Below are 26,469 nucleotides of genomic sequence, written 5' to 3' on the forward strand. Positions count from 1 at the left end.
CATCTCGGTGGCGGTTTCACCGTCACCTGAGATAATGGATATGCGGGCGCGAATGATAGGGAGAGGTTTCGATTCGGGCCTCGACGGAGAAGACATTCCTTAAAAGATCCTCGCTCAACACGTCCTGCGGCGCGCCGGAGGCGACGATCCTGCCATGCTGCATGATGATCAGCTGGTCGCAGAACATTGCGGCATGGTTGAGATCGTGCATGGCGACGATGCTGGTGATCGGCAGGCCGGAGACGAGCCGCATCAGCCCGATCTGGTGCTGGATATCGAGATGATTTGTGGGCTCGTCGAGGATCAGTTCCTGGGGCGACTGGGCGAGCGCCCTTGCGATATGGGTGCGCTGCTTCTCGCCGCCCGACAGGCTTTGCCAGCTATCGTCGCGTTTCTCCGCCATGCCGGCGCGCGCCAGCGCCTCTTCGACCGCCTCTTCGTCGGCCCTCGTCCAGCCCGAGAACATCGATCGGTGCGGAAACCTTCCGAGCTTGACGACGTCGACCACCTTCAGATTGGCATTCGTCGTCGCATGCTGCTCGACGAACGCGATCCGCCGGGCAATCGAGCGGCGGCTGATCGTGCCGATGTCGCTCCGGTCGAGCGTGACGCGGCCGGAATGCGGCCGCTTCAGGCCGGCCAGAAGCCGCAGCAACGAGGTTTTGCCCGAGCCGTTCGGCCCGAGCAGGCCGAGCATCCGGCCAGGCTGCGCCTCCATGGAAACGCCATCGAGAATGGTCTTCCTGCCAATTTTCCAGATGAGGTTGTCGGCCTTGATGCTCATGATGCGCGTTGGAACCGATAGAGGATGATCGAGAAGAAGGGGACACCCACCAGGGCCGTGACGACGCCGATCGGCAGGATCTGGTTCGGAATGAGGGCGCGCGCGGCGATGTCGGCGAGCACCATGAAGATCGCCCCTGCTATAGCGCAGGCAGGCAGCAGGCGGACATGCAGCGGCCCGACGACAAAGCGGGCGACATGCGGCACGACGAGCCCGACAAAGCCGATCGACCCCACCATGCTGACGATCGTTGCCGTCATCATCGCCGTCAGCGCGAAGAGCACCATCCGCGCGCGGCCGACATTGACGCCGAGCGAGGATGCCGCCTCGTCGCCGAAGGCGAAGGCGTCGAGCACGCGGGCGTAAAACAGGCAGCCGACGAGGCCGATGCCGACGACGACCGAGACCAGCGCGAATTCCGGCCAGCGCACGCCGCCGAAACTGCCGAGCAGCCAGAACATGACGTCGCGGGCCTGCTGCGCATTGGCCGAGGTGGTGACGATGTAGGAGGTCGAGGCGTTGAAGAGCTGCGATGCGGCGACACCGGCGAGGATGGTGCGGTCCGCTCCGCCGCGCGTGCCGTTCGAGAGCAGCGCCACGAAGAAGAAGGCTGCGAAAGCACCGGCGAATGCGCCGGCCGAGAGCGACACCGCGCCCGAGCCGATCCCTAGGATGACAATCGCGACGGCGCCGGTAGAGGCGCCGGCTGAGATGCCGAGCACATAGGGCTCGGCAAGCGGATTGCGCAGCAGCGACTGCATGATCGCGCCCGACAGCGCCAGACCCGCGCCGCAGAAGGCGGCGACGAGCGCCCGGCTGAGACGATAATCCCAGATCACCGTCTCGTGGATGCGGTTCAGCTCGATCGCGGTCCATCCGAGCCGGTTGGTGACGGCCGAAAACGTGGTTGCAAGCGGGATCGGCAGGTCGCCGATCCCGACGCTGACGCCGACGGCGACCGCGATGAGGCAGAGGGAGGCCAGGAACAGTGCCGTGAGCGCTCCCAGCTGCCGAAAGATACGGCCCGCTTCAGTCACTTCAACAGACCGAGAGCCTTCAATTGGCCAGCCACCTGCTCAGCGCCGTAGACCGTGCGGACGGTCGGGTTCATGGCCTGGCCGTCCATGATCACGATCGCCTTGTTCTTGACGGCGGGGATCTGGCTGACGGCCGGATCGGTGTTCAGGAAATTGATCTTGGCCTCCGGCTTGTCGAGTTCCCAACGGTTGCGGTCGAGACTGGCGACGACAATGACGTCGGGATTGGAGGCGATGATGCCTTCCCAGCCGAGCGTCGGCCATTCTGCTTCCGCCGATATCGCATTGTGGCCGCCGAGCAGGTCGGCGATAAAGCCGGACGCGCTGTTCTTGCCGCCGAGATAGGCGTCGGCCGACGGGCTAGGGCTGGAAAACCAGAAGACGTAGGAAAGGTTCTTGCCGTCCTTCGAAACGCTGGAGCGAAGCTTGGCTTCGCGCGCCTTGAAGTCGGCGATCAGCGCCTGGCCGCGATCGGCGACGTCGAAGATCTCAGAGAGTTCGTCGATCTCCCTGTAGAGAAGATCCATGTTCCACAGCTCGGCGCGGCTGCCGTACTGGTCCTTGACGTCCTTGGTGCTGAGGCAAGTACTGGGCGAGAGATAGGTCGCGACACCCACTTTGTCGAAATCTTCGCGCTTGGCGATCTTGCTGTTCGGCCCGACCAGGCTCGGCAGAGCCACCGCCACGAAGTCGGGATTTTCGGCGAGCATCGATTCAAAGGTCGGCATCTCGACGGTCAGAAGCTTGACCTTGGCATTGGCTTCTGCGAGCTGCGGCAGGACCTTGCTCGGCCAGAAGGCCGTGCCGGCCATCTTGTCCTGAAGGCCGAGCAGCAGCAGAATTTCAGCGCTGTTCTGGCCGAGGCCGATCGCCCGTTCGGGCGCCTTCTGGAAAGTCACCTGCGCGCCGCAGTTTTCCAGTGTCAGCGGGTAGGTCGTCGAACCGGCAAAAGACGGATTTGCGGCAAGGCCGATGATGGCGGAGAGGCCGCAGGCGGCCAGAAGCGATTTAAGGCTGGTCACGAAGAAATTCCCGGTGCGTGAGTATGTACGGCCGCCGTATAGCCTCAGAGACAGACAGAAAACAAGACCAAACAAATCAACTTATCGCAAAATTGACAGCGTATTGCTGCGGGCAACATGCCATCGCGCATTGAACTGCAGCCGCGTTCGCCGTCTAAACAGGGCCGACCGGTGACAGCGACTTGCCGTAGACTTCGAGGATCGCGGCGATCTCCTTGAGGATGCCGGAGAGCGGAAGCGTGCCCTTTCTGTTGAACGCCATGTCGTAACGTTCGAAAAGGGCAAGGCAGATCTCGTTCGAATCGTGGCGCGACTGGTAGGCGAGACCGTCCGGCTGGTCGGCATGGTCCCAAAGCGCGTCGGTCCAAAGGCCGCATGGTTCGTAAGGTCCGGTGGAGACGGCATTATCGGTGCCGAGGGCCTGCAGGCCGGTTCCGTGCATGCGCACGATCCTCAGCGGTCTGATACAGCTGAGTTCACTGATGGCGCGGGTGGTGATTTCCGTCATTGACACCATCAACCGCTGGGGATTGCGCAGGATCGTTTCCACAAGCGCTCCCCTGCGACTCATCCCGACATAGAGGATTCCGAAACGTCCGCTGGCGCTGTCGAAACGATTGGCGGCGGCAATCCCGGGGCCGGGTCCAAAGAAGATGGGATCGAGTTGCGTCCGATGGACCCGATGGAGAACCTGCCCGGCAGGAATGAGGTCGATCGGCAATGACGATTGGGCGAGCCAAGGGGGCGGGGTCGGTGCAGCTCCCGACGGCCCTCTGCCTGCATTTGCCGGCATCAGGCAAAACCGTCGGAGGTTTCAATGCGGATCAGACGCCGGACTGCTTCACGATCGCCGTCGCGCAACGCTTGCAGGGCTGTCCGACCACCGAGAGCCGTATCGGAAGCAAGCAGAAAATCCAATGCGACCCAGGGACCGGCGGCGGCAAAACCACGCACGACGTCGGAAATCCCCGCGATCACCTCACCTTGATCCAGCTGGCAGAGCGGATAGCGCCAGTCGCTGCCCTCGCGCACGGCAAGCAGCGTGCCGGCCCGCCGCCTCTTGTCGACGGCCTGTCTGCTGATGCCGAGGATACGTCCGGCGTCTTCAGCTGACATCGTTCCACCGGCCCGTTCGACGAGATTTTGCCGATGCTCGACGTTGCGAGCCAGCGCCGGAACCAGCGGATCGAGATCGTTTATCGCCGCGCCCACCATATCCGAGCGGCTGAGAAGCTGCGCCAACGATCCGGCGTCGGTCGGGGCTGAAAGCGCATCGGCGAGATCCTTTGCCGGCACATTCGCCGAAATGCGCTCCAGCGCCGATGTCGCACGTCGCAGAAACGCGGTCCTGATGGAATTCGGCTCTTCCTGCACTGTGACGGGACCGGATGCGTGGCGGGCCATTGAGCGGCTCCTCGGTTGACAAGGTATTTATATGGTTATTGATAGTATGAAGTCAACCTCTGGTGTGGTGCTTGGATGGCCGTGAAGAGGAACGGCCGGCCCGATCCTCGGTGCGGGATCGGAAGCCAATTCGCCCCGATGTCTACGGCATCAAGGTAAAGCTCTCAAACATGTTCAGGTCAGCTTTGCCACGAGCTTGGCATAGTCCGAAAACGTCAACCGTTCGCCTTTCCTGCCTGCCTCCTCGGCGAGCTGCAGCACACGGATGGGGAACAGGATCGCGGCGCGGTTGGCGTCCGACAGTTCATGGTCGTCATCTTCTTCGACTGCCTTCTTGGCTTTCGAGAGCGCGGCATTGAGTTCCTCGCTGGTAAGCAGTTCTTTCTCGACAATCGCATCACATATCGACGCCATCGCCATGATCAGGCCCTTGAGCTGGAGGTTGGCCGTATTCATGAGAGCTCCGAGAAAACCGAGGGGATTTGCGATGATGGCGCTCCGGCGCATCGCCGATAGCGCCGCAGCATTGCTACGTCAGTCCGATTGAACCGGCCGGATCGTGTCGACGGTGACGGCACCGTCGAGGATCCCGCGCTTGACATCGCGTCTGTCCCGATCGATCTCGATGACGGTGTAGAGCTTGTCGTCCCGAAAGGCGCTGGCATTGACCGTCGTGACATCCTCGGCGGGAGCCGCATCCACTTCCATGAAGTCGAGCTCACGAGCCGCGGCGACGATCCTGGCGTCACCGGGCGTTCTGGCCGCGACGACGACGGTACCGTGGCCGGGGGAATTGTCCCATCTCGGATCGTCGGGTGCGGCGATCGGCTCCAACCGGTAGATGTTGAGCATCTCGCCGCCGGCGTCGGGCGACGCTTGCGCGGCCGCATCCTTAATTTGCGCCTGGCTCTCGACCGACTTTCCGAAGGTGTTCGGGCTGGTCGCGTTGTTGATCTCTTCCTTGCCTGTCCTTGAGACGTTCGACATGTCGCTCTCCATTGTCAGGACGGAAACGACAGCCGGCAGCAAAGTGTTCCCGCGCTCGAAAAACCGCAAACTCCACCGGGGTGGTTTCCGGCGAGCACTTCCGAAATCTGCAACTATCAGGCTCATTTTGGGCGGTGAATCATGTTAGGATGGACGCGGGACGGCCCATACCATTTTCTGAGTTGAGCGCTAAATTACCGATCGTCGAAGAGGGGGATTTTCGTGAGCAACCAAACCAGCGAATTCGCGCGCGACAGCGTTGCGGTAGACAGCCTCAATGGGCATGACCACAAAACGATGGCGTTCGACGACGCCAGCGCGCTTCTGGAAGTCCTTGTTGCGGTCAGGCGCGGCGACTTTTCCGTACGGATGCGATCCGACCTGACGGGTCTCACCGGCAAGGTCGCCGATGCCCTCAACGACATCATCGCCGCCAATCAGCGCATGGCCCAGCAGCTCGAGCATGTCGGGCAGGTGGTCGGCCGGGACGGGCGAACGAGCACGCGCGTACGCTTCGGCCTGTCGGACGGCTCCTGGTCCGAAATGGAAGGATCGATCAACGGTCTGATCGATGATCTCCTATGGCCGACGACCGCTGTCACGCGCACGATCACGGCAGTCGCCAAGGGAGATCTCTTGCAGACCGTGCCGCTGGATGTCGACGGGCGGCCGCTCAAAGGTGAGTTCCTGCGCTCGGCCGATATCGTCAATACGATGATCAAGCAGCTGAGCGTCTTCACATCGGAAGTGACGCGCGTCGCCCGCGAGGTCGGCACGGACGGAAAACTCGGCGGACAGGCGCAGGTGCCGGAGGTGACGGGCGTCTGGAAGGACCTCACCGAAAGCGTGAACTCGATGGCGTCGAACCTGACGGCGCAGGTGCGCAATATCGCCGAAGTGACGATCGCCGTTGCCAATGGCGATCTTTCCAAGAAGATCACCGTCGACGTGCGCGGCGAGATCCTGCAGCTCAAGGAAGCGATCAACACCATGGTCGACCAGCTCAGGTCCTTCGCCTCGGAAGTGACTCGCGTCGCCCGCGAAGTCGGCACCGAAGGCAAGCTCGGCGGACAGGCGCTGGTGCCCGGGGTGGCCGGCACCTGGAAGGATCTGACCGATTCCGTCAACGCCATGTGCGGCAACCTGACGGCCCAGGTCCGCAACATTGCCCAGGTGACCACGGCCGTGGCGCGCGGCGACCTGTCGCGCAAGATCACCGTCGACGTCTCGGGCGAAATCCTCGAGCTGAAGGAAACCATCAACACGATGGTCGACCAGTTGAACGGCTTTGCCGGCGAGGTGACGCGCGTGGCGCGTGAAGTCGGCACAGAGGGCCGCCTCGGCGGCCAGGCGCAGGTGCCAGGCGTCGCCGGCACCTGGAAGGACCTTACCGACAACGTCAATTCCATGGCCTCGAACCTCACCGCGCAAGTGCGCAACATCGCCGAGGTCTCGACTGCGATCGCCAACGGCGACCTGTCGAAGAAGATCACCGTGACGGTGTCGGGGGAAATCCTCGAGCTGAAGGAGACCATCAATACGATGGTCGATCAGCTGAACGCCTTCGCGTCGGAAGTGACCCGTGTGGCCCGCGAAGTCGGCACCGAGGGCCGGCTCGGCGGTCAGGCCAATGTGCGCGGTGTTGCCGGCACCTGGAAGGATCTGACCGAAAACGTCAACTCCATGGCCGGCAACCTGACGGCGCAGGTCCGCAATATCGCCGAGGTCTCGACCGCCATCGCCAATGGCGACCTGTCGAAGAAGATCACCGTCGACGTGAAGGGCGAGATCCTCGAACTGAAGGAAACCATCAATACGATGGTGGACCAGCTGAACGCCTTCGCCTCGGAAGTGACCCGCGTCGCCCGCGAAGTGGGCACGGAGGGCCGGCTCGGCGGCCAGGCCAATGTGCGCGGCGTCGCCGGCACCTGGAAGGACCTGACCGACAGCGTCAATTCCATGGCCTCCAACCTGACCGGGCAGGTGCGCAACATCGCCGAAGTCGCGACCGCCGTCGCCCAGGGAGACCTTTCCAAGAAGATCACCGTGACGGTGTCGGGCGAAATCCTCGAACTAAAGGAGACCATCAACACGATGGTTGACCAGCTCAACGGCTTTGCCGGCGAGGTGACGCGTGTGGCGCGCGAAGTCGGCACCGAAGGGCGGCTTGGCGGCCAGGCGAACGTGCTCGGCGTTGCCGGCACCTGGAAGGACCTGACCGACAGCGTCAATTCCATGGCGGGCAATCTGACGGCGCAGGTGCGCAACATCGCCGAAGTGTCGACCGCGATCGCCAATGGCGACCTGTCGAAGAAGATCACGGTGTCGGTCTCGGGCGAAATCCTCGAGCTCAAGGAAACGCTGAACACCATGGTCGATCAGCTGAACCGCTTCGCTTCCGAAGTGACGCGTGTGGCGCGCGAGGTCGGCACCGAGGGCAAGCTCGGCGGCCAGGCACAGGTGCCGGGTGTCGCCGGCACCTGGAAGGACCTCACTGAAAACGTCAACTCCATGGCCTCCAATCTCACCGGTCAGGTCAGAAACATCGCCGAAGTGACGACGGCCGTGGCGCGCGGCGACCTGTCGCGCAAGATCACCGTCGACGTGAAGGGAGAAATCCTCGAACTGAAGAACACCATCAATACGATGGTGGACCAGCTCAATGCCTTTGCCGGCGAAGTGACGCGCGTCGCTCGCGAAGTCGGCACCGAAGGCAAGCTCGGCGGCCAGGCGCAGGTCTCCGGCGTCGCCGGCACCTGGAAGGATCTGACCGACAGCGTCAACTCCATGGCCGGCAACCTGACGGCGCAGGTGCGCAACATCGCCGAGGTGGCCACCGCCATCGCCAACGGCGACCTGTCGCGCAAGATCACGGTCGACGTGCGCGGCGAAATCCTGCTCTTGAAGGATACGCTGAATACCATGGTCGATCAGCTTCGCTCCTTTGCCGGCGAAGTGACGCGTGTTGCCCGCGAAGTCGGCACCGATGGCAGGCTCGGCGGCCAGGCCGTCGTTCCCGGTGTCGCCGGCACCTGGAAGGACCTGACCGACAACGTCAACCTGCTCGCTGCCAATCTGACGACCCAGGTTCGAAACATTGCCGAAGTGACGACGGCTGTGGCGCGCGGCGACCTGTCGCGCAAGATCACCGTCGATGTGAAGGGGGAAATCCTCGAACTGAAGAACACCATCAACACGATGGTGGACCAGCTCAACGCCTTTGCCGGCGAAGTGACGCGCGTCGCTCGCGAAGTCGGCACCGAAGGCAAGCTCGGCGGCCAGGCGCAGGTGCCTGGTGTCGCCGGCACCTGGAAGGACCTGACCGACACCGTCAACGTCATGGCCGCCAACCTGACCGAGCAGGTCCGCGGCATCGTCAAGGTGGTGACGGCGGTCGCGAACGGCGATCTCAAGCAAAATCTCACCGTCGCGTCGAAGGGCGAGGTGGCCGCCCTTGCCGAGACCATCAACAACATGACCAACACGCTCGCGACCTTTGCCGATCAGGTGACCACGGTTGCGCGTGAGGTGGGCGTGGAAGGCCGCCTCGGCGGTCAGGCGAATGTTCCGGGTACTGCAGGAACCTGGAAGGACTTGACCGGCAACGTCAACCTGCTTGCCGCCAATCTGACGACGCAGGTGCGCGCCATCGCTGAGGTGGCGACCGCCGTCACCAAGGGTGACCTGACGCGCTCGATCAAGGTCGACGCGCGCGGCGAAGTGGCAGAGCTCAAGGACAACATCAACACGATGATCGACAACCTCCGGCTCACCACCGAGCGCAACACCGAGCAGGACTGGCTGAAGACCAACCTGGCGCGCTTCACCAACATGCTGCAGGGGCAGCGCGACCTGACGCTGGTCGGCAAGATGCTGCTGTCGGAGCTGGCGCCTCTGGTCGGCGCCCATCAAGGGGTCATCTACCAGGTGGATGCCGACGAGCGGCAGCCGGTCTTGTCGCTGCTTTCCGTCTACGCGAAAGGGGGCGAGGCGGCGCACCCGGCCCGGCTCGAGTTCGGCCAGGGACTTGTCGGCCAGTGCGCCAGCGACGCCCGCCGCATCCTGGTCACTGACCTTCCCGACAACGTCGTTCCGATAAGCTCCGGCGTGTTCACGACCCTGCCGAGAAGCGCCATCGTGCTGCCGGTGCATTTCGAAGGCCAGGTGAAGGCGGTGATCGAGCTTGCCTCTGCAGGCGAATTTACCGAGCTGCAGCTGTCGTTCCTCGACCAGCTGACGACATCGATCGGCATCGTTCTCAACTCGATCGAAGCGACCATGCAGACTGAAGGCCTGCTCAAGCAGTCCCAGCAGCTCGCCGCCGAGCTTCAGACGCAGCAGCGCGAGCTGCAGCAGACCAACGAGCAGCTTGGGCAGAAGGCGCAGCAGCTGGAGGAGCGCAACGTCGAAGTCGAGGCGAAGAACCAGGAAATCGAGCAGGCCCGGCGCGCGCTGGAAGAAAAGGCAACCGAGCTGGCGCTGACATCGAAGTACAAGTCCGAATTCCTCGCCAACATGTCGCACGAGCTGCGCACGCCTTTGAATTCGATTCTCATTCTCGGCCAGCAGCTGGGAGAAAACCCGGATGGCAACCTCTCGGGCAAACAGGTCGAGTTCGCAAAGACCATCCATGGCGCGGGCACCGATCTACTGAACCTCATCAGCGACATCCTCGACCTGTCGAAGATCGAGTCCGGAACGGTTTCGGTCGATGCCGAGGAGATCTCCGTCAGCAACCTGCTCGAAGTCATGGCCCGGCCGTTCCGGCATGAAGCCGAAAATCGCAACCTGTCGTTCGCGGTCGAGGTCGGCGCCGATATCACGAAGAGCATCATCACGGATTCGAAGCGCCTCCAGCAGATCCTGAAGAACCTGCTGTCGAACGCCTTCAAATTCACCGCGCAGGGCGGTGTGACGCTTCGCGTCGCATCGGCAACGAGCGGCTGGTCGTCCGACCATCCCTCGCTCAAACACGCGCCTTCGGTCATTGCCTTCGAAGTCGTCGATACCGGCATCGGCATACCGCCTGAAAAACAGCGGATCATTTTCGAGGCGTTCCAGCAGGCGGATGCCTCGACAAGCCGCAAATACGGCGGCACAGGCCTGGGCCTGGCGATCAGCCGCGAACTGGCGAACCTGCTCGGCGGCGAGATCCAGCTGCGCAGCACCCCCGGTGTCGGCAGCACCTTCGTTCTCTACCTGCCGCTCACCTATGTTGGCGCCGGCGCAGTTGCGCCGAAGTCCGTTCCGCCGGCCAATGTCGTGGAATTCGCCGAGGCGGCGGCACACCGCCGCGCCGAAAAGCCGACCGAACATGTCGAAGACGATCGCCATCAGATAGCGGCCGGCGACTCGGTGCTGCTCGTCGTCGAGGACGATGCGCATTACGCTCGCGTCCTGGTGGATCTTGCCCGCGACAACGGATTCAAGGTTCTGGTGGCGATGCGCGGCAGCGATGCGCTCGCACTCGCGCAGGACTACAGGCCGGCGGCGATCTCGCTCGACATCTTCCTGCCCGACATGCTCGGCTGGACGGTGCTGAGCCAGCTCAAGCAGAATGCGCAGACGCGGCATATTCCGGTCCAGATCATCAGCCTCGACGAGGATCGCCAGCATGGGCTGACCCGCGGCGCCTTCGCTTTCATGAGCAAGCCGACGACACAGGAAGGCCTCGGCAAGGCACTGTCGCGATTGAAGGCCTATGCACAACCGCGCCGCAAGCATCTGCTGCTTGTGGAAGACAACGAGGCCGAGCGTCTGAGCGTTACCGCCCTTCTCGGACATGACGACATCGATATCACCAGCGTCGGCTCCGGATCGGAGGCTCTCGCCGCCCTTCGGCAGAATTCCGCCGACTGCGTGGTGCTCGACCTTTCTCTTCCCGACATGTCCGGCTTCGACGTGCTGGAGCAGATGCGCGACGACGCCGAGATCGGCGAGGTGCCGGTGGTCGTGTTCACCGGCCGGGAGCTTTCCGCCGAGGAAGACGCGGCGCTGCACAGCATGGCCCGCAGCGTCGTGGTGAAGGGGGTCGAGTCGCCCGAGCGTCTCCTGGATGAGACGGCACTGTTCCTGCACCGGGTGGTCGCCGACCTGCCGGCCGCAAAGCAGGCGACGCTGCAGGAACTGCACAGCTCGGACGAGGATCTGGTCGGCGAGACCGTGCTGCTCGTCGACGACGACGCCCGCAACATCTTCGCGCTGAGCAGCGTCCTCGAACGCCGGGGAATGAAAGTCCTGACCGCGACGACCGGCAGCGAAGCCATTGACGTCATCAACAACGAACCCTCTGTCGCGATCGTGCTGATGGACATCATGATGCCTGGAATGGACGGTTACGAGACGATGCAGGTCATTCGTTCGGAGCCCCGGTTCCGGCGGTTGCCGATCGTGGCGCTGACGGCCAAGGCGATGAAGGGCGACCGCGAGAAATGCCTGGAAGCGGGCGCGTCCGACTATCTGGCGAAGCCGGTCAATACCGAACAGCTTCTGTCGGCGCTTCGCATGTGGCTGCATCGCTGAGGATCTGGCCATGAACCCCGTCAACATCCTTCTCGTCGACGACCAACCGGCAAAGCTCCTGAGTTACGAGGTCATTCTCGAAGAGCTCGGGGAAAACCTCATCAAGGCGCAATCCGCTCGCGAAGCCTTCGAACATCTGTTGCGCACCGAAATCGCGGTGATCCTCGTCGATGTCTGCATGCCCGAACAGGACGGGTTCGAGCTGGTCAGCATGATCCGGCAGCATCCGCGCTATCAGAATACGCCGATCATCTTCGTTTCCGCCGTGATGCTGGCGGAACCGGACCGGCTGCGCGGCTATGCGGTGGGCGCGGTCGACTACGTCTCCGTCCCGATCGTCCCCGAGGTGCTGAGAGCCAAGGTGCGGGTCTTTGCCGATCTCTACAGGAAGACGAGGGAACTCGAACGCCTGAACGCCGAGCTGGAGGGCCGCGTTCACCAGCGCACCGCCGAGCTTGAGGCCTCGGCAGCGCAGTTGCGTGAGCTCAACGAGGAGCTCGAGCACCGGATCGATCAACGGACGCGGGAGCGTGAAGAAGCGCTCGCACAACTGTTCGAGGCGCAGAAGCTCGACACAATCGGCCATTTGACGGGTGGCGTGGCGCACGACTTCAATAACCTCCTCATGGCAGTTCTCGGCAGCCTCAACCTTCTGAAGAAGCGGCTTCCGGCCGATGAACGCAGTGAACGCCTGGTGACGAATGCGATCCAGGCGGCCGAGCGCGGCACGGCGCTCACCCAGCGCCTGCTTGCTTTCGCACGTCGCCAAGAGCTCAAGCCGCAGGCGGTCGACTTCTTCAGGCTGTTCGAAAACGTCGAGGATCTTCTCGCCAAGGCGGTGGGGCCGCGCATCGAAATCCGCAAAAGCATCCCGGCGGATCTGGCGCCCCTCCTCGTCGACAGCAACCAGCTGGAACTGGCGCTGCTTAACCTGTTCGTCAATGCGCGGGATGCGCTCGAAAGCGGCGGAGCCGTGACGGTTGCTGCGGCGGCAGCCGAAGACGCCCGGCCGGCCGGGCTCGCGGGCGGAAATTACATCAGGATATCGGTGTCGGACGATGGCGAGGGGATGGACGAGGCAACGGTCTCGCGTGCCGCCGAACCGTTTTTCACCACGAAGGGGGTCGGCAAGGGCACCGGTCTCGGCCTGTCGATGGTGCATGGCCTGGCGGCGCAATCCGGCGGCTCGATCCAGATATCGAGCGTCCGGGGCAAGGGCACGACCGTTTCGCTGTGGCTGCCCGTTGCCGAAACCTTCGTCAAGGTGCAGCCTCCCGTCGAGCCTCCGGCGACGGAGCCTTTGAAACCGGCGTCGCGGCCGCTTGCTATTCTGGTTGTTGATGACGACGCCCTTGTCAGAACGGGAACCGTGGCGATGCTCGAGGATCTCGGGCACCTGCCGCAGGAGGCGTCTTCGGCTTCCCAGGCTTTGGAATTCTTTGCCGACGGACAGGGTTGCGATCTCGTCATCACCGATCATGCCATGCCGGGCATGACGGGCGCCGAGCTTGCACGTCACCTTCGCTCCTCCTTTCCAGGCCTGCCCATCATCCTTGCATCGGGCTATGCCGAGTTTTCCGAAGACCATGGCCTCGGCCGGATGCTGCGGATGAAGAAGCCATTCACGCAGGAACAGCTTCAGGTGGCGATGGATCAGGCGCTCTCGGGCAAAGTCGCGGCGGCTTGAATCTCGGGATGAGCTTGAATCGGAGTAGGTGGAGGTGGATCATTCCCACCTGTTATTTATCTCGCTCCCAAGAGACGATTAGAAAGTATGAAAAGCTATCAATCTCATTATCTTTGGGGTTTATAGCCAAGGCCGCCTCATCGAAGTCCCTAGCGCCACTCAGAATGTAGACTGTTTTGCACCTCCCGAGAGTATCTATCGTTGGATCGCAAAATGTTATCTTCCGACTTTCTATGTTCAGATCTTCGTTGATAATTTTGCCGACGTCCCGCAGAATTTCGTTTGCGTGGGAATCTGGGTCTTTAATGTAAGAAGCGCCATCGAAGCTTAAACTTTTTGCAATCATTAAAGTTCTCATGCTTCCATCGCATTTCAGCACAAGCGCTGCATCCGAGGAGCTTTTTCCAAAGCTTGGGCATTTGTTTTCAATGGAGCTGAGAAATTTTATAGAAAAACTCTCGGGCAAATTCGGCGCATATAGTCCGGTTAAAAGTAAAATAGACGCAAGACTGAAAGTATATTGCACAATATCACCTTTCCTCCTGGTCGATTTTTTCCATGCTCGCTTCGAGGCGCTTCCAGACCTCATCGAGGGGCTTGGCCTTCGTGGGATCGGCCTTGTAGGCATCATAGGTGGCCGCAACTTCTGTTCGCAGCCAATGCTCGACGGCATTCTCGCGTTCCTGCAAAGCCCGAAGTCCCTCGCGTATGACTTCGCTCTCCGAGGCGTAATCACCGTTAGACACCCGCTGTTTAACGCGCTTCGCCATTTCCACGGGCAACGTGATGCTCATCTGTTGCGTCGAACGCATCGATTACACTCCTATTTTACAGGTTTATAGCACGCGGTAGGATAAAATCCTACTCACGATGGGATGGAATCATACTCTTCGGATGTCTGCCGGAGGCGCGCCTCGCGACGGTGGCCGCTTTGCCCTCTCCGTGCCTGCGAAACTTTTTGCCCTGACAAAAGTTACCCAAATCCCATCCCATTTCATCGAAGGCTTTCCTTTGACCCAAATGACGTTCGGACCGGCATTCACCGAAGAGGGCATTCTATTCCGCCTCTGGGCTCCCCTGCATGAAAGCGTGTCGTTGACGATCGAAGGCGCTGATCCACGGCAGATGCAGGCGGTCGGGGGCGGCTGGCACCACTATACGGTCGCGGATGCCAGCGTCGGTACACGCTACCGCTTCGCCCTGCCGGATGGTCTCGAAATTCCCGATCCCGCCTCGCGGTTTCAGCCGCAGGATGTACACGGGCCGAGCGAAGTGGTCGACCTTTCCTTCTGTCGCTGGAAGACGAGCGACTGGACGGGGCGGCCTTGGGAAGAGATGGTGATCTACGAGATGCATATCGGCTGCTTCACGCCGGAGGGTACTTTCAAGGCCGCGATCGAGCGGCTCGATCATCTGCAGGCGCTGGGCGTTACGGCGCTGCAGATCATGCCGCTGAGTGAATTTCCCGGCCGTTACAGCTGGGGTTATGATGGCGTGCTTCCCTATGCTCCGGACAGCAGCTATGGCCGGCCGGAAGATTTCATGGCGCTGGTGGACGCAGCGCACCAGCGCGGCATCTCGGTTTTCCTGGACGTGGTCTACAATCACTTCGGGCCTGACGGGAACTATATCCCCTCCTATGCGCCGCTCTTTACCGACCATCACAAGACGCCCTGGGGCAACGGCATCAATTACGATGGCGACGGATCGGAGATGATCCGCGAGTTCATCATCGAAAACGCCATCTACTGGATCACCGAGTTCAGGCTCGACGGTTTCCGCTTCGATGCCGTCCACGCCATCAAGGACGACAGCGCCGAGCATCTGCTTCACGCGCTTGCCCGCCGCGTCAGAGACGCGGCCGGCGACCGGCACGTTCATCTGATCGTCGAAAACGAGGAGAACGACAGTGACCTGTTGACGCGTGGCGAAAACGGGGAAGTGAAGCTGTTCACCGCCCAGTGGAACGACGACGTGCACCACGTGCTGCATATCACCGCGACCGGAGAAACCTTCGGCTATTATGCCGACTACGCCGGTGACGCCGGCAAGCTCGGCCGAGCGCTGGCGGAAGGCTTCGTCTTTCAGGGGGAACACATGCCCTATCGCGGCGCAAACCGCGGCAGGCCAAGCGGCCACCTCCCGCCCACCGCTTTCATCTCCTTCATTCAGAACCATGACCAGATTGGCAACAGGGCGCTGGGGGATCGGGTTCTGGCTTCGAGCCCTGCCGATGTCGTCAAGGCCGTCGCCGCCATCTACCTGCTGGCGCCCGAGATCCCGATGCTATTCATGGGCGAGGAATGGGGTGCCAGAGAACCTTTCCCCTTCTTCTGCGATTTCGACGAGGACCTGAACGAGAAGGTCAGGAAAGGCCGTCGCGAGGAGCTTTCCCGTCTGCCGGGCTTCGACGCCGACGACCTTCTCGACCCGACGGCGCCATCGACCTTCGCCGCCGCCAAGCTGGACTGGTCGAAACTCGCCTCTTCCGAGGTCCTTGATTTTTACAGGACGCTTCTCGACCTCCGACACAGAAGGATCGTGCCATTGCTGAAAGGCGCGGGCACCGGAAACGCGGTCTATCGCTCGGCGGGAAGCGCGCTCGCGGTGGATTGGACCCTGGCGCAAAACCGGCGTCTTCATCTGCATGCCAACGTCGGCGCCGAGGTGGCGCCGCCCGTCTCGCAGCAGGACGACGGCGAGACGATCTTCCGTCTCGGCGGCAGCGATGGTGGCAATCTCTCGCCGTGGACGGTGATGTGGAGCATCGGCGAGGTGTGACGGCGCGCTGACAGGAAAGCGATCGAACGATGAAATCTGCTGAGCTCGACAAGCTCGCCCGCCGGCACGGCATCAGCCTGACGAGGCCCAGTCCCGACAATCGGGAGGTGGCGATATCAGGCGAGACCAAGCGCAAGATCCTCTCGGCACTGAAGGTCGACTTGCCGGGAACGGCCGATCCCGAGACTGGCGCGCCGCGGCGGGAGCCCAAGCCGGCGGCTAAGAAGATCGCCAGGTCATTTCTGCCCGATTTCCTTTCCCGCACGCGCGTCTGGGGCGTGAGCCTGCAGCTTTACGAGCTTCGATCCACACGCAACTGGGGCATAGGAGATTTCGAGGATCTGTCCGATATGGCGGATCTCGCGGGATCGCTGGGCGCCGATTTCATCGGCCTCACCCCGCTTCACGCGCCGTTTCTCGCCGATCCCGACCGTTGCAGCCCCTATGAGCCATCGAGCCGCCAGCATCTCAACCCGCTCTATATCGCAGTCGACCGGTTGCCGGGTTTTGCCTGCGGTCCGGAACTCGAACGGCAATTGGCAAGCCTTCGCCAGACCGATCTCGTCGACTACGCCGGCGTCGCACGGATCAAGCTGAGGGCTCTGCGCGATCTCTGGCCGGCCTGGCGACGGCGCAGCGTGATCGACGAGGCCTATGATCCGGCCGATTTCGACGCCTTCATCACGCAAGGTGGTAACAGCCTGCGGCTGCATGCGCTTTTCGAATGTATCTCGTTTTCCATGGTCGAGCGCGGGATGGGCGCCGGCTGGCAATGGTGGCCGGCCGATTTTCAGCGCTTCGACAGCGCCGCCGTTGCCGAATTCGAGCGCGGACACGCGGACGATGTCCGCTTCCACATGTGGCTGCAATGGCTTGCTCACCGGCAGCTGATGCAGACGGCGGACCGGGGGCGGAAGGCCGGCCTGCGGATCGGGCTCTATCTCGATCTTGCCGTCGGGGAGGCGGTCGACGGCTCGGCGACATGGAGCGAGCCGGATACCTATGTCGCCAAGGCCACCATCGGCAGCCCACCCGATCCATTCGCCGTGGACGGGCAGGACTGGCACCTTGCCGGATATCTGCCTTCCGCGATCGCGGCAGGAGAAATGTCGCCTTTCCGGCGCATGGTCAGCGCTGCCATGCGATATGCGGGCGCCATCCGCATCGACCACGCCGCAGCGCTTCGCCGCCTCTTCCTGGTGCCATTGGGCAGCAGGCCGGACGGCGGCGCCTATGTCAGTTATCCCGCGGATCGGCTTCTGCAGATCCTCGCAGAAGTGTCCGCCGAGCATCGGTGCCTCGTCATCGGAGAAGACCTGGGACTGATCCCCAAGGGATTGCAGGACGATCTGGCGGCGGCCCACATTCTCTCCTACCGCATCCTTTCCTATGAACAGGACGAGAAGGGCTTCAAGCCGGCGGACGTCTATCCCGTCCTGGCTTTGGCCTGCATTTCGACGCACGACCACCAGACCCTTGCCGGCTGGTGGCGCGGCGCCGACATTCAGGCTCGGTGCGACCACGGCATCGTGCCGCCCGATCTCACCGAAAAACATCTCGAAGACCGCAAGCGCGAGCGGAGGAACCTGAAAGCGGCGCTGAAGGCTGCCGGCCTCGACCTGCCGGCCAGGCTTTCCCAAGCGCGGGCAAGCGAGGAGACGCTGAGGGAATTGACCGTTAGCGCCTATCGCTTCATCGCCAGGACGCCCTCGCTTCTCGCTGCGGTCCGTCTCGCCGATCTCACCGACGAGAAAGGTCCGACCAATGTTCCGGGCACCAGCGACAGCTATCCGAACTGGAAGCCGAAGCTATCGGTTTTGCTCGCGGATCTGATGTCGAGCCCGCTGCTGAAGAGCGTGACGGCGGCAATGCGGGAGGAACGTCCGCGGCAGTGATTAAGGCCGGGCGAGCCGTCCGCTTCATCATTGTCGTTCGATAGGGCCTGCCGCGCATATGGAAATCGCTTCGCGCAGGGAACGAATAGGAAGCCGGCGAATTTTGAAGGAATAGGGACAGGCATTGCCGAGATGAGGACCCGTCCGCTCTCGCCGCTTCAGATGCGGCGACCAATATTGATGGGAAACAAGACCATGACGAGCGCATTCATCCTTATCGCATTGGCTCTGATCATCATCTACGCCGGCCCCACGCTGCTGTTCATCTGTGTCGGATATGCCGATTACATGCTGGAGCGGCGAAGGCATATGGTGGCGTTGAAGCACGCCGTGAGGCGTCGCAGCGACGAGTTTTAGAGCCTTTCGCGGGAAAACCGCTTCGCACTTCTCCCGGAGGGGCTAGAGGTGGTGGCCACCTTTCGTTGGCTTGGATGTCACTCCGCTTTCCCAGAAAAGGAATGCAGAGGCAGGTTGGCGAAACCCGCCTCCGGCAGCCGGCATTCGTGAAACGCCTCTACGAATAGTTAGTCGTTCGCCGTGACCTTGACGCCAAGCACCGAAGGAATGGTGTTCGGTGCGCCCATGGCCGCGCCGATGATCATCGGGACTGGAACCGGCTTTTCCGGCGCGGCGCTGATCGTCAGGCTTTTCGGTCCGTCGAGATAGGTGTTGACGGCAGCCGCCACCTGGTTTTGCAGCTCGGGCATGTTGAGCTGCGCCATCATCATCGGCACGAGTCCTTTCAGCGATTGCGCCAGCTGGTCGCCCGTGACGCCCTGCTGCGAGCCGGCATAATCGAGCGCCTTCTTGGTGATCGAGGCATCGTCGAAGCGGATCGAGGCGCTGTTGATCGTCAGCTGCTGCATCAGCCCCAGCATCGCAAGGCCGGCGGCCTGGTTGGCCTCTTCCTTGTTCGGATTGGCCTCTGCGGTCTTTACCGCCTCCTGCAGCGACTTGATGAAGCCCAGCGTGTAACCGGAGAAATCGACGGCGAAATTCAGCCGGCCGATATTCTTGAAGTCGAAAGCATATTCGTCGACTGCGACCTTGCCGCTTTCGAGTTCCCAAATGCCCTTCATCGTCACCGCGCCGTCGAGCGTCGTCAGGCCCAGTTTCTCGATGGCCTCTTTCGCATTCGCATCCTCGACCTGCGACAGGTCGGCCTTGAGACCCGCGACATTGGCGTCATAGGCAAAGCCGCCATCCTGGCGTTCGAGGTTCGACTCGATGCTGTCGATCGCGAGCACGTCCTTGCCCTTGATGTTGAGAGCGATCGGCCCGGTGCTGACGGTTTCATAGAGGAGGATGTCTTTCAGCGTATCGCCCGTCGCATTGGCGGGAATCGTGAGGCCGGTGATCTGGATCTCCTTTGCGGAAAAACGTCCTTCCTCCTGGCTGATATCGATATCCGGGAAGGAGACGGTGTTGGCGTGATAGCCACCGCCTTCGATTTCCTCGACGCCCTCGAAGATGAGGTCGCCGATCTTCAAAGTGTCGCCGGGCAAGCTCGATGATCCCACCTGGACACCGGTCGCCGTTACCGTGTCGCCATCGGCTTCGGCCTTTTCGAAGGTGATGACCGTACCGCCGGCACTGGTTGCGGCATTGAGCTTCTTCATCATGTCCGTGCCATCAAGGGCAAGCGCCGGGCCGGCCAGCGTCAGGAACGCGGTGCTTGCCATCATCAGGTGGAGATTACGCATATGCTTCATGGAGATGTCCTTATGTAGAAAATAGATGCGAGGATTTCGAAATTTCCAGACGGGCTGAGTCCCGCCCTGAGGTCAGAAAAGGCAGTCCACGAAGAGCGCCGCTCGATATCACGGCCTTCATCTGGTCAGCTAAATTGGGGGCGGTGAGGTCAGGATCAGCCGAAACGCTGGGTCTGAAGAAACATAGGTACCCCTCCGCCGGCGACGGGCGGCAGTATTTTCTCTAGCAGGGGTAGCGTTGAGACTCATCCATTACACAAAAAGTGTATTTCTTCGATTTTTGCAACCCTTGGAACTTCGAATGCCGAGATGGGAGCCGCTCGTCCGCGGCGCGCCGCATGATTCAATTGCGCATTTCCGACACTCGCCCGCGCAACAAGTAGGCGAGCGCAAAAATCACCAGGAAGGGGTAGACGAGCACGATCATCGGCAGACCGGCAGCCAGCGCATCGTCTTGCATATAGATGTTGAGGACACAGGCTCCGAGCACAGAGGGGTACAGCGGCGCAAATCTGTCGAACCACATCCTGAAAGGCCCAGCCAGGAGCAGAACGAGCGACGGCAGAATGAAAATGCCGAGATTTCTTGCAACATTCATGAGCTCAGGGCCGAACGGTTCGGTGGAGGAATAAAGTCGGCCCATCTGGCGGGCCGCCCACAGAGCAGCGATTGCGGCCCCGGCATATCCGGCTGGTCTTGCTAGCATCGCCGACCTTCCCTCTGTTCACGCGCCGCGTTGATACGGTCGTCCTCCGACTGTTATGGGCGCATATTGTCTGCGGCGTCGACGCATTCAAGAATTGTCGTGCGGCAAACGCCGGCCTCCTGCTGCATGAGAGGTTGCGCGCGCCAGCCTCGGTAGGCGATCCGGAATTCGATGTCCTTGTAAAAATAGGTCTTGGCTTTTCGTCGCACGCGGCTCCTGTCCAAAGCGTCCGCCGTAACGACAACATGTGCGGCAAGCCGTTTGAATTGCCATGGCGGCGAAGCTCGCTCCTTCTCGATCACCTCGACATGGTAGTAAAGATCGTGATCGGCGGGCTCCGGATGTTTGTGGACGGTGGCCCAGCGAACGGTCCGCGGTGAGAGGGAGAGAATGACGGTGGAAACATCAGGTGGTTTCACCGCGTCGGCACGCGCGAAGACCGGTGCACCCAAAATGGTCGCGACAGCAAGAAGGATAGCTCCAGGACTTATGCGCATGTGAGATCGCTATAGGTAGGATTTTCGCTTCGGGTCGAATATCGGCGGATAATCCTCTTCGTCCAGCATGTCGAAAAAAGGATCCAGTCCCTTCTCCTTGATGAAGCGGTACTCCGCATCGGAAATCAAATTCACCGTGAGGATCTCGACCGGATCATTCTCGACCATAAGCGCTTCCGCAATGCGCTGGTCAGTTTCGATGATCGGCGTGAGAAAGAGAAATGTCCTGAAATCGCATCCCTCGACAGGTGGGGTCGGCATCGGCACCCGATGGCCGAAACCGAACCAGGTCGCGTCCATGAATGGAAGTTCGGCGAGCCAGCGCAAATTGACGATTATTTCTGGTGTCGGCTCACGCACGTACCACATCAGTTCGGCTCTGGGCTTTTCGCCCTTTTCCCTGTGCGAGGCCGGCAGTGTCATTCGCCGATCGCTCATGCCGTTTGGTCAGGAGCACGTAACCTTCGTCCGTACCGACGGGCGCGAAGTCGCGTCCGAACGCATGAATTTCAATGCCGTCCGATCGGTCGTCTGCGAAGGAATATTCCGGTTCTTCTCATTCATTCTCATAAACGCTGCGACGGTATGCATTGAGAAATGGGAACATTTTTAAAAGCACAACCACGCCTTGAATGGACTTTTAATGCCACCAGCCTCTGAAAAGTTCAACGCCAACGTGAAGGGATAGACGACTGCGTGCGCTTCGAGAACGAGGCGATGGCGCGCGGTCGTTCCGGTTTCGGGCCGAAGTCTCGCCTGCACTGATGTCTCCGACCAAATTCTGGAACAATGTCTGTCGTCCCCTGTTACATTGACGATAAAAGCGAGTGCCGCGCGAAGACGAGGCAGCTGGAGGGATCGATGAAGCAGAGCATAGGATTTGGGCTGGTTTTTGCGCTTGTGCTGACAGGCTGCACGACCAGCGCAGGCAGTTATTCGTCGGCAGGACTGGCGCCCATCCCCGGCAGCATCACGTATAACGGCCAGCCTCGCACGAAGCTGACGAAATCGCCGGTGGGCTCTTCCTTCCCCCACACCTTCACAGATCAATGGGGACGCCAGGTTGAGGAGATCTACATCATCCGGCCCGACCGGAGCCTGTTGATCGCCGAGCGCCACTACCGGCCGGTCTTCTCGCTCGACGACGACTAGAACAGGAGGATTTCAGACTTGGTCAGCCTAATTCTGAATCCTGTTCTACATTAGATAGTTAGCGCATGATGTCGTCCGAAAGCCGCTCACACTTTTCGGCATCATCCAGGAAGGAGAAATGATCATGCCGCGCCGCAAGAGCACTGATACGACCCTCGACACCAAGGGAGCCAAGATCGGCGAGCCTGTTCCGAAAGCCATCATCGATACGAATACGGCCTCCGTCGGCGTTCCCCGGCAGTCTGACCATGACTTGGCCGAAGAGCTCGGCGCGCTGCGAAAGCAGATCGGCACGCTCCAGCAGCAGGTCCTCGATGCCGCCCGATCGGCAAAGGGGAGTGCCGGGAAAGCAATGCGTCAGACGGAAGCAGCGGTAAAGCTCTACCCGGCCTCAACGCTGCTGCTCATCGCGGCGGTTGCCGGCGCACTTGCCTTTGCCGGACGTCGCGCCGCCCTGCCGCGCCGTAGGCCTCAACCCGCACTGCGGGAGTTGAGGGATCTCTACGACACGATCCGCGAGCGCATCTGACAAGATTTCAGGATTGTCAGCATCACGATTCTGGCCGACCCTTCATTATCGAAGCGAGGGGACGGCATGTTCGACATCATCATACGCAGCGCGCTGGATATCGTTGGGCGAACTGAGCGCCTTATCGAGGCAATGAGGCGAATGCTCCAGAATGACGACCTCGACGAAGTCGAGGTCTACGAGCTCGATCATGAGATCGAGCGGCTCGGGGACGTGGTTTTCAACGTGGACGAAGCCGTTCGATCGTTGGCCCGCACGGTCGAATGCTGGCCGCAGGCCGCTCTCGCACACGGGATCCGTCGGACATTGCATTGACGGGTGATGGCCGCTTTGGCAACTGACGTGTCACGAATCCCGCCCTGAGTTGGCAGTGCCGATTCTGCATGTCACGCCGATGTCACGCGACCGTCGCAGCAATATGTGCTTGATAGACACCGTTAGGCTCAGACCAGGGCGCGGTGGGGCTAAAATTGCTTTTTTCGTTGGGGCATCGCAATGACCTTGAAAACCTCGGGGGAGAAATCTCAACCCCATGAATTCATCTTTCCGGTTCACACCCGGACGATCGCAGAGATCAGGTACAATAGTCTCAGCCGCATCATGACGGTGGTCTATCACGACGGCCGTTCCTGCACGACTTCCGGCATACAAGGCCCCGCAATGCTGAGGATCCTCGCCCAGCGTCCGTTGGAGAGCTCTCCGTTTCTGTTGCAGACGGTCATCTGAGGCGGAAAAGACGTGGCCGGCCGTTGCCACTGCGGCGCTGCTGGGCATCGGTTTGTTTAATCAGCATGGTCGCGCATCTATTTCCCCTGGGCTGCGTTCACTCCTAACAGCCAGACCTATGGAGGGAACGCCGATGACCTTTCCACCACCGAAGACCGAATCTCCCGCGCAGCGCTTCGAAGAGGCGACCGCAGCCGCGCGCGACGCTTTGGAAAGGCTGATTGCAGCCGCCAATGAAGCCGGGTGGGGCACCGAGGAGGTGACCGCGGCACTGCTTAAGGCCGCGCAGTTTCTGAGCGATGCCAACAAGAGAGATCCCGATCCGGCCGAGGATCCCTCGATCAGCGATGCGCCTGCAAGGGAACAGATTGGTCATGGCGAACTCTATGACTAGTGGGCGTAGACAAGGGTTGCCGAAATTCATGTTCGAGTGGTGCACGTCTCTTCTCGGAACCCGTCCGCAATATGCAAAGGCTGCCATGCGGGCGGTAGGGACGAGTTGCAAGCCTATCGTCAGCGCATGAGCAGCGCGACCAAACCAACCCGGGAATTTACCCCGAGCTTGGAATAGATGTTTCTGAGGTGGGTTCTGACCGTTTCGTAGCTGATGTGATCGGCTATGGCCACCTCTTTTGGCGAATGGCCCGAGGCAATGCTTGATGCGATCCGAATCTCCGTTGCAGTCAGTTTGTAGGCTTCCATTAGGAAATCTCGCCGCTCATTGAGTGGCGTGGCCACCATCGGCTCGACAATGACGGCCACGGTCGGCCCCTCCAAGAACTCAGTGAACGCATCGGACTGGAGCCGGAGGAGTGTGATGCGATAGCTAGCCTTGTTCTTCCCATTTGCAATCGCCGTATGCGGCCTTGTTTGCACGCCCTTTCTGGAAGTCAGGAAATTAAGAACGGCAGTCGACCTCTCGCATTGAAGTTCGAGCTTGCCGCTCGGGGCGACTTGCACAGGAAAGCCAGCCTCCATCAAGGCTTCCGCGCTCTTATTCCATTGACGTGCTCGCCCTTGCTCCGAAACGTAGATCAGTCCGACGCCGATGCTATCAAACAGGGTTTGCGTCGTCTGTCTTTCCGGGGCGAGTAGATCGCGCTTCCGGATGAAGTCGAAAGCTCTTTTCAAATGAGGCGCGAGTATCGTGTAACGCCCGGCTGCCTCTTTGTTGAAATCGGGGTCGGCTGACGAGGTGCAGGTAGATAGGACGAAGGTGCGGGTTTCCTCCCGAATGATCGAGACACCGATGCTCGTCTCGCATTGGGCCTGTCCCTTCAGCCAATCATTGTAGAATTCCGATTTGAGCAAGTCTTCGCGTGGAAAGATTTCGTCTCCGCAGACACCTTGACCAACCGGCACAAAGCTCAATCTCGGAATCCAGGGGTTCACTGCGGCAAAGTGGCTGCTGAATTGGTCGACCTCGGTCCTCGAAAACCCCGATACGTAGGGAACATGGGCCACAGGCGAGGCCAGATCGTGGTAATGGAGGGCAGCCTTTCCATTCGGCGAGGTTTGCGCAACGCAATCCAGAAAATCCTGCCAGTTGCACTCACCGAATAGACTTCCATAGATCAAATCTATCAGCTCAGATGAAGCGTCTTTTGACTGGAGCATGATCTTTCTGAAAATCCCATAGCGAGTATTTTCGGCATTAAATAACGTTGGCGAGGCAAAGACAACAGTAACCCAAGTAATATCAAATCGGCGACCCATGGGCGTTCGTGACTGATTGCCATGCGGTACTACTCTGCTTCTCTAGGCGATGCGGGTATAGCCAACTCAATAGGTCTCACCGGCCGATCGCCGAGACGGAGCCGCGCACGACGAGGCTCGTGCTGACGCGAAGACGTTCCACGGCAAGAGGGGTGCGTTCGATCCGGGCGATGAGCCGCTCGCCGGCGAGCTTGCCCATGTCGTAGACGCGCTGGTCGACGATAGTGATCGGCGGAACGGTGACGCTGGTCCAGTCGGCGTCGAGAAAAGAAATCATCGACACGTCCTTGGGGATCGACAGGCCGAGCGACTGCAGCGACTTGAAGATGCGCAAGCCGACGAGGCTGTCCGATGCCAGGAGCGCCATTGGCGCAGCATTGTCGGCGAGCAGGTGTTTGATCACGTCGTCCGTCTGTTGCTGGTTCGTGGCGCCGAGCCTGATATAATGAAGAGGGTTCGGCAAACCCGCCTCGGTCAGGACGCTGACAAAACCCTCCACGCGTTCGCGCACGGCGGAATTCGAGATCCGCCCGATATCGGTGAGCCCACCATCCTCGGCATCCATGGCAGAGACATAGGCGAGGCGGCGATGTCCTTGCCCGATCAGATAGCGGGTCGCGGTGATGGCTGCATCCCGGTCGTCGCCGGTCACGGCGTCGACATCGAGTTCCGGGATAGCCCGGTCGAACAACACCAGCGGCACGCCGGCACGGCGGACGTGCTGCAGATGGTCGAAGCTGTCGCAGCGGGCCGGCGTCACGATCAGGCCATCGACGCGCTTGCCGATCAGGAGGTCGACGGCCGATTTTTCCGCATCGAGCTCTTCGCCCGAATTGGCGATGATGACGTTGAAGCCCGCAAGACGGGCCGCATCGCTGATGCCGCGCACCGCCAGGCTGAAGAAGGCGTTTTCGATATCGCCGACCACGACCCCGATGATGCCGGACCTTCCGGTGCTCATGCTGCGGGCGAGTTCGTTCGGGCGGTATTCGAGGGCGGCGGCGGCCGCCATGACCTGATCTGTGATCTTGGCGCTGACCACGCCGTAGCCGCCGAGAACGCGGGCAGCCGTGGCCTTCGAGACCTTTGCGGCCTTCGCGACGTCGGCGACCGTGACTGAACGTTTCGGATGAGCGGAATCTTCCATGGGCCGAGGACTACAAGAGTTGTTGACGACCGGTCAATTGACGGATATCAAATATGTTGTGAGACCGGTCTCTTTATATCAGAGACCGGTATCTTGTCTACAAATCTCTGCCGCGATGCGCGGCAGAGGCAGGACGACCGACAATGCCGACAAGAGCATTCCTTT

The 26,469-nt window shown here is 61.0% G+C and carries 25 protein-coding genes; 10 read left to right on the forward strand and 15 right to left on the reverse strand.

The window, feature by feature from the left end; translation table 11 throughout:
* Positions 1 to 22 precede the first annotated feature (22 nt).
* The 7 genes from GR198_RS09860 to GR198_RS09890 all read right to left on the reverse strand — a co-directional run bounded on the left by GR198_RS09860 (position 23) and on the right by GR198_RS09890 (position 5,246).
* Positions 23 to 784 (reverse strand): ABC transporter ATP-binding protein, encoded by a 762-nt coding sequence (locus GR198_RS09860; RefSeq protein WP_164068639.1) that lies wholly within the window; start codon positions 782 to 784, stop codon positions 23 to 25.
* The gene (locus tag GR198_RS09865) at positions 781 to 1,821 is read right to left on the reverse strand and encodes a FecCD family ABC transporter permease (RefSeq protein ID WP_164068641.1); all 1,041 of its coding nucleotides are present in this window, start codon (positions 1,819 to 1,821) and stop codon (positions 781 to 783) included. The genes GR198_RS09860 and GR198_RS09865 overlap by 4 nt, the downstream gene beginning before the upstream one ends.
* On the reverse strand, positions 1,818 to 2,843 hold the full coding sequence (locus tag GR198_RS09870) for an ABC transporter substrate-binding protein (protein WP_164068644.1): 1,026 nt from the start codon (positions 2,841 to 2,843) through the stop codon (positions 1,818 to 1,820). The genes GR198_RS09865 and GR198_RS09870 overlap by 4 nt, the downstream gene beginning before the upstream one ends.
* A gap of 154 nt (positions 2,844 to 2,997) precedes the next feature.
* A complete protein-coding gene (locus GR198_RS09875) occupies positions 2,998 to 3,636 on the reverse strand; it encodes an RES family NAD+ phosphorylase (RefSeq protein WP_164068646.1) in 639 nt (212 codons plus the stop codon).
* Positions 3,636 to 4,247, reverse strand: a complete 612-nt coding sequence (locus tag GR198_RS09880; protein ID WP_029871273.1) for a helix-turn-helix domain-containing protein — start codon at positions 4,245 to 4,247, stop codon at positions 3,636 to 3,638. The genes GR198_RS09875 and GR198_RS09880 overlap by 1 nt, the downstream gene beginning before the upstream one ends.
* A 174-nt stretch (positions 4,248 to 4,421) precedes the next feature.
* Positions 4,422 to 4,703 carry a hypothetical protein gene (locus tag GR198_RS09885; protein WP_164024345.1) on the reverse strand — a complete coding sequence of 94 codons (282 nt, stop codon included), beginning with the start codon at positions 4,701 to 4,703 and terminating at the stop codon, positions 4,422 to 4,424.
* A gap of 78 nt (positions 4,704 to 4,781) precedes the next feature.
* Complete coding sequence (locus tag GR198_RS09890) at positions 4,782 to 5,246, reverse strand: hypothetical protein (protein WP_164048918.1); 465 nt, start codon at positions 5,244 to 5,246, stop codon at positions 4,782 to 4,784.
* Positions 5,247 to 5,456: 210 nt separating this feature from the next.
* On the opposite strand from GR198_RS09890, the gene GR198_RS09895 reads away from it, so the two are divergent.
* Both GR198_RS09895 and GR198_RS09900 read left to right on the forward strand, forming a co-directional pair.
* Positions 5,457 to 11,756: a HAMP domain-containing protein gene (locus GR198_RS09895; RefSeq protein WP_164068648.1), complete on the forward strand. Its 6,300-nt coding sequence runs from the start codon at positions 5,457 to 5,459 to the stop codon at positions 11,754 to 11,756.
* A gap of 10 nt (positions 11,757 to 11,766) precedes the next feature.
* Positions 11,767 to 13,443, forward strand: a complete 1,677-nt coding sequence (locus GR198_RS09900; protein WP_164068650.1) for a response regulator — start codon at positions 11,767 to 11,769, stop codon at positions 13,441 to 13,443.
* Positions 13,444 to 13,495: 52 nt separating this feature from the next.
* Here the strand turns inward: GR198_RS09900 and GR198_RS09905 are convergent, their stop codons facing one another.
* Positions 13,496 to 13,969 carry a hypothetical protein gene (locus GR198_RS09905; RefSeq protein ID WP_164068652.1) on the reverse strand — a complete coding sequence of 158 codons (474 nt, stop codon included), beginning with the start codon at positions 13,967 to 13,969 and terminating at the stop codon, positions 13,496 to 13,498.
* Positions 13,970 to 13,973: 4 nt separating this feature from the next.
* The gene (locus tag GR198_RS09910; protein WP_164068654.1) at positions 13,974 to 14,255 is read right to left on the reverse strand and encodes a type II toxin-antitoxin system ParD family antitoxin; all 282 of its coding nucleotides are present in this window, start codon (positions 14,253 to 14,255) and stop codon (positions 13,974 to 13,976) included.
* 199 nt (positions 14,256 to 14,454) lie between these two features.
* Here GR198_RS09910 and treZ point away from each other — a divergent pair, with 199 nt between their 5' ends.
* From treZ to GR198_RS35350, 3 genes are all read left to right on the forward strand, one after another.
* The gene (treZ, locus tag GR198_RS09915; protein WP_164068656.1) at positions 14,455 to 16,224 is read left to right on the forward strand and encodes a malto-oligosyltrehalose trehalohydrolase; all 1,770 of its coding nucleotides are present in this window, start codon (positions 14,455 to 14,457) and stop codon (positions 16,222 to 16,224) included.
* A 29-nt stretch (positions 16,225 to 16,253) separates the two neighbouring features.
* A complete protein-coding gene (gene malQ, locus GR198_RS09920) occupies positions 16,254 to 18,119 on the forward strand; it encodes a 4-alpha-glucanotransferase (protein ID WP_164068659.1) in 1,866 nt (621 codons plus the stop codon).
* A gap of 195 nt (positions 18,120 to 18,314) precedes the next feature.
* On the forward strand, positions 18,315 to 18,476 hold the full coding sequence (locus GR198_RS35350) for a hypothetical protein (RefSeq protein WP_165422426.1): 162 nt from the start codon (positions 18,315 to 18,317) through the stop codon (positions 18,474 to 18,476).
* Positions 18,477 to 18,643: 167 nt separating this feature from the next.
* Here GR198_RS35350 and GR198_RS09925 read toward each other — a convergent pair whose 3' ends face one another.
* From GR198_RS09925 to GR198_RS09940, 4 genes are all read right to left on the reverse strand, one after another.
* A complete protein-coding gene (locus GR198_RS09925; protein ID WP_164068660.1) occupies positions 18,644 to 19,831 on the reverse strand; it encodes a hypothetical protein in 1,188 nt (395 codons plus the stop codon).
* A gap of 343 nt (positions 19,832 to 20,174) precedes the next feature.
* On the reverse strand, positions 20,175 to 20,537 hold the full coding sequence (locus tag GR198_RS09930; protein WP_164068662.1) for a hypothetical protein: 363 nt from the start codon (positions 20,535 to 20,537) through the stop codon (positions 20,175 to 20,177).
* A 53-nt stretch (positions 20,538 to 20,590) separates the two neighbouring features.
* Positions 20,591 to 21,034, reverse strand: coding sequence for a DUF5086 family protein (locus tag GR198_RS09935; RefSeq protein WP_164068664.1), 444 nt, complete (start codon positions 21,032 to 21,034; stop codon positions 20,591 to 20,593).
* A 9-nt stretch (positions 21,035 to 21,043) separates the two neighbouring features.
* On the reverse strand, positions 21,044 to 21,472 hold the full coding sequence (locus tag GR198_RS09940) for a suppressor of fused domain protein (RefSeq protein ID WP_312876445.1): 429 nt from the start codon (positions 21,470 to 21,472) through the stop codon (positions 21,044 to 21,046).
* Between the two features lie 423 nt (positions 21,473 to 21,895).
* On the opposite strand from GR198_RS09940, the gene GR198_RS09945 reads away from it, so the two are divergent.
* The 5 genes from GR198_RS09945 (at position 21,896) to GR198_RS09965 (ending at position 23,835) form a co-directional block, all read left to right on the forward strand.
* A complete protein-coding gene (locus GR198_RS09945; protein WP_164068666.1) occupies positions 21,896 to 22,186 on the forward strand; it encodes a hypothetical protein in 291 nt (96 codons plus the stop codon).
* 124 nt (positions 22,187 to 22,310) lie between these two features.
* Positions 22,311 to 22,715: a hypothetical protein gene (locus GR198_RS09950; RefSeq protein WP_164069043.1), complete on the forward strand. Its 405-nt coding sequence runs from the start codon at positions 22,311 to 22,313 to the stop codon at positions 22,713 to 22,715.
* A gap of 66 nt (positions 22,716 to 22,781) precedes the next feature.
* Positions 22,782 to 23,030 (forward strand): hypothetical protein, encoded by a 249-nt coding sequence (locus GR198_RS09955; protein ID WP_012755476.1) that lies wholly within the window; start codon positions 22,782 to 22,784, stop codon positions 23,028 to 23,030.
* 180 nt (positions 23,031 to 23,210) lie between these two features.
* On the forward strand, positions 23,211 to 23,441 hold the full coding sequence (locus GR198_RS09960) for a hypothetical protein (protein WP_029871260.1): 231 nt from the start codon (positions 23,211 to 23,213) through the stop codon (positions 23,439 to 23,441).
* 133 nt (positions 23,442 to 23,574) lie between these two features.
* Complete coding sequence (locus GR198_RS09965) at positions 23,575 to 23,835, forward strand: hypothetical protein (RefSeq protein ID WP_164024354.1); 261 nt, start codon at positions 23,575 to 23,577, stop codon at positions 23,833 to 23,835.
* A gap of 119 nt (positions 23,836 to 23,954) precedes the next feature.
* Here GR198_RS09965 and GR198_RS09970 read toward each other — a convergent pair whose 3' ends face one another.
* Positions 23,955 to 25,058 carry a LuxR C-terminal-related transcriptional regulator gene (locus GR198_RS09970; RefSeq protein WP_164024483.1) on the reverse strand — a complete coding sequence of 368 codons (1,104 nt, stop codon included), beginning with the start codon at positions 25,056 to 25,058 and terminating at the stop codon, positions 23,955 to 23,957.
* A gap of 175 nt (positions 25,059 to 25,233) precedes the next feature.
* Positions 25,234 to 26,304, reverse strand: a complete 1,071-nt coding sequence (locus GR198_RS09975; RefSeq protein ID WP_164068667.1) for a LacI family DNA-binding transcriptional regulator — start codon at positions 26,302 to 26,304, stop codon at positions 25,234 to 25,236.
* Positions 26,305 to 26,469: the final 165 nt, after the last annotated feature.

This window comes from Rhizobium leguminosarum, from assembly GCF_010668065.1.
Classification (GTDB): Bacteria; Pseudomonadota; Alphaproteobacteria; order Rhizobiales; family Rhizobiaceae; genus Rhizobium; species Rhizobium leguminosarum_S.